At 60.3% G+C, this 2,559-nt stretch carries 3 protein-coding genes; 1 reads left to right on the top strand and 2 read right to left on the bottom strand.

The window, feature by feature from the left end; translation table 11 throughout:
• Together NW809_RS11920 and NW809_RS11915 are read right to left on the bottom strand one after the other, a co-directional pair.
• Positions 1 to 729, bottom strand: a 729-nt coding sequence (locus NW809_RS11920; protein ID WP_414402235.1) for a GAF domain-containing protein, incomplete at its 3' end; no start/stop codon positions are given.
• 53 nt (positions 730 to 782) lie between these two features.
• Positions 783 to 1,877 (bottom strand): PIN/TRAM domain-containing protein, encoded by a 1,095-nt coding sequence (locus NW809_RS11915; protein ID WP_011429800.1) that lies wholly within the window; start codon positions 1,875 to 1,877, stop codon positions 783 to 785.
• Positions 1,878 to 2,110: 233 nt separating this feature from the next.
• On the opposite strand from NW809_RS11915, the gene NW809_RS11910 reads away from it, so the two are divergent.
• Positions 2,111 to 2,353, top strand: a complete 243-nt coding sequence (locus tag NW809_RS11910) for a NifU family protein (RefSeq protein ID WP_011429799.1) — start codon at positions 2,111 to 2,113, stop codon at positions 2,351 to 2,353.
• Positions 2,354 to 2,559: the final 206 nt, after the last annotated feature.

Raw genomic sequence — 2,559 nt, 5'->3', positions numbered from 1 at the left:
CAACACTTCCAGCCAGAGCAGGCTGTTGGCATAGCCCCGGTAAGACATGGCGATGGCCAGATGGCGTCCCATCACCACCGGCTCTTCTTGACGAAGGGCTTGCAGCAGAGGCGGGTGATCCGCCAGACGCAAGGTCTGGTTCAACAGCGAGGGATCCCCCGGGTTGCGGCGGTACTCAGCATTGACTGTGAGGGAGTCCTGCCCCATTTCGTAGAGGGCCAGCAGGCAGCGATCCGCCCCGAACAACTGGCCCAACTGCTCCACCGTCTGCTGGCACAGCTCGCGGATGCCGAGGCAGTGGCCGATGTTGCGCAGCAACTGCGCCGTGATCCCCGGCACCGGCTCGGTCAGGAGGGGATGGCGCTGGGCAGGGGGGCTGCCGGCTCCGCCGGCCAAGTTGAAAGGCGTCGCCCCCAACACCTTGCCCACTACCAACACGGCCACCACCTCCCCCTCCATGTCCCGCACCGGGTTGAGGCAAAGATGCAAGTGCAACTTGTAGCGGGGAGAAATCACCTGACACTGATGCTGCAAGGGATCCCCGCTCGCAAACACCTGCCTGAGCTTGGCTTCGTACTCCTCCGCATTGGCCACCTCCCAGCTTTGCTGTCCGCTCAGGATCTGCTGCGGGTAGATGGCGTAGTTCTCAGCACCCTCCCAATAAAAACTCCAGAAACGCTGCTGGCGATCCTGGGTGTAGAAAATCAGATCCGGTTGGAGGACGCCCATTGGGGGAGAGGCCATCATTGCGTCGGGAAAACAAAGCTCTTCGGCCTGAAGCCTCAGGTTTTCGCAGAGGAAGCTGGGCTGGAGTCCTTGTTGAGGCGGGCGAAGAGCATCCGGCCCGCCGAGGTTTGAATGGCGCTGGTCACCACAACCGAGCGAGTCTTGCCCAGAGAGCGCTGTCCCTCTTCCACCACCACCATCGTGCCATCCTCCAGATAGCCAACCCCCTGGCCCGGCTCCTTCCCTTCGCGGGTGATCTTGATATCGAAGCTGTCGCCGGCAATGTAGATGGGCCGCAAGGCTTCGGCCAGCTCGTTCACGTTGAGCACCTTGATCCCCTGCAGTGTGGCCACCTTCTTCAGGTTGTAATCGGTGGTCACCAGCGTTCCCCCCACATTCTGGGCCAGGCGCACCAGCTTCTCGTCCACGGTGGCCAGATCCGGGTAGTTGGCTTCGTGAATCACAAAGCGGTCGGGATAGGCCTGGCGCAGGGCTTGCAGCGTATCCAACCCTCTGCGGCCTCGCTCCCGTTTTTGCGGATCGGCTTTGTCGGCGATGGTTTGCAGCTCCGCGATAACAAAGCGAGGGATCACCAGCGTTCCCTCCAAAAAGCCTGTCTCGATCAACTGGGCCACGCGCCCGTCGATGATGGAGCTGGTGTCCAAAACCTTGGGGCTGGCCGCCACCACACTGCCCTCTGCGGCCGCCTGCAGGGCGTAGTTGGGGTTGAACAGGCGCAAGAGCGCAGGGCCATGGGTATCGGCCAAACTCACCCCCAAGTAGGCAAAGGACAAGCTAAAAAAGACGGAGGCCAGCGGCTCGATAAAGCTATTGAGCTGCTGAGGCAGGGGCAACAAATAGACAGGAGCCATGGCCAAGTTGGCAATCACCAGGCCGATCACCAACCCCACCGAGCGGCTGATCAACACATCCGGCGGCAGCGAGCGTACATTGGCCTCGAAGCGGCGGTAGCCCCAGCGCACCAAGGATCCAAAAGCCAAACCCGCTAGGACACCAAAGCCGCTGGTAACCACGCGCGCCCCCTCCACATTGGCCCCCTGAATGGCGGCAGGAGGGAGCAGATCCAGGCCGTAGAATCCAAGACCCGCCCCGGCCAACATGAAGATCACAATCAGTAAGACATCTAACATGGCGAAGAAAGCGCCCCTGCTCAGAATAGGCTTGGGTCTGCTGCTCGCAACAGGCAAATCTGAGTCCTATTCTAGTCTTCTGGCTGAAGAGAGGGATCTCATCCCCCACCCCGAAAGAAGGAGACTATGCTGAAGAAGGGCGATCCCTCCCTGGCTTGAGGGGTCTGGCGAGAAATCGCTACAATCAACATCTCGACATCCCAGGCAAGGTCTCAGCAGAGCTGGAAGCAACTATGGCACAAGCACTGGAACTAACGGCCGAAAATGTGGAAAAAGTCCTCAACGAGCTGCGCCCCTACCTGCAAGCCGATGGCGGCAACGTAGAGCTGGTGGAAATCGACGGCCCGGTGGTGAAGCTGCGCCTACAGGGGGCCTGTGGCGCCTGCCCCAGCTCCACCCTGACCTTAAAAATGGGCATCGAGCGCAAGTTGCGGGAGAGCATTCCCGACATCCTGGAAGTAGAACAAGTGTTCTGAGGGCTCTGCCGCTTCTGGTCTGTTATCTTGGTTCCTTAAGGCGGCAGGTGCAGCCGTCGCTGTGGCTCTCTGCCTCTTGCTCTTTTTTTCCTTCTCTCCTTCAAGCCAGCCCATGCCTGTTCTCCTCTCCATCGCCATTCTCGCCCTGCTGATCCTGGTGCATGAGGCGGGACACTTCGCCGCAGCCAAACTCCAAGGGATCCACG

This window comes from Synechococcus sp. WC101, from assembly GCF_047461555.1.
In the GTDB taxonomy this organism is placed as follows: Bacteria; Cyanobacteriota; Cyanobacteriia; order Thermostichales; family Thermostichaceae; genus Thermostichus.
The sequence above is the reverse complement of the archived record's forward strand: the minus strand, read 5'-3'. Positions and strand labels throughout refer to the sequence as shown.

Coding starts and splice junctions, on each gene's coding strand:
- NW809_RS11915 (WP_011429800.1), bottom strand. CDS start 1,877: ATGTTAGATGTCTTACTGATTGTGATCTTCATGTTGGCCGGGGCGGGT.
- NW809_RS11910 (WP_011429799.1), top strand. CDS start 2,111: ATGGCACAAGCACTGGAACTAACGGCCGAAAATGTGGAAAAAGTCCTC.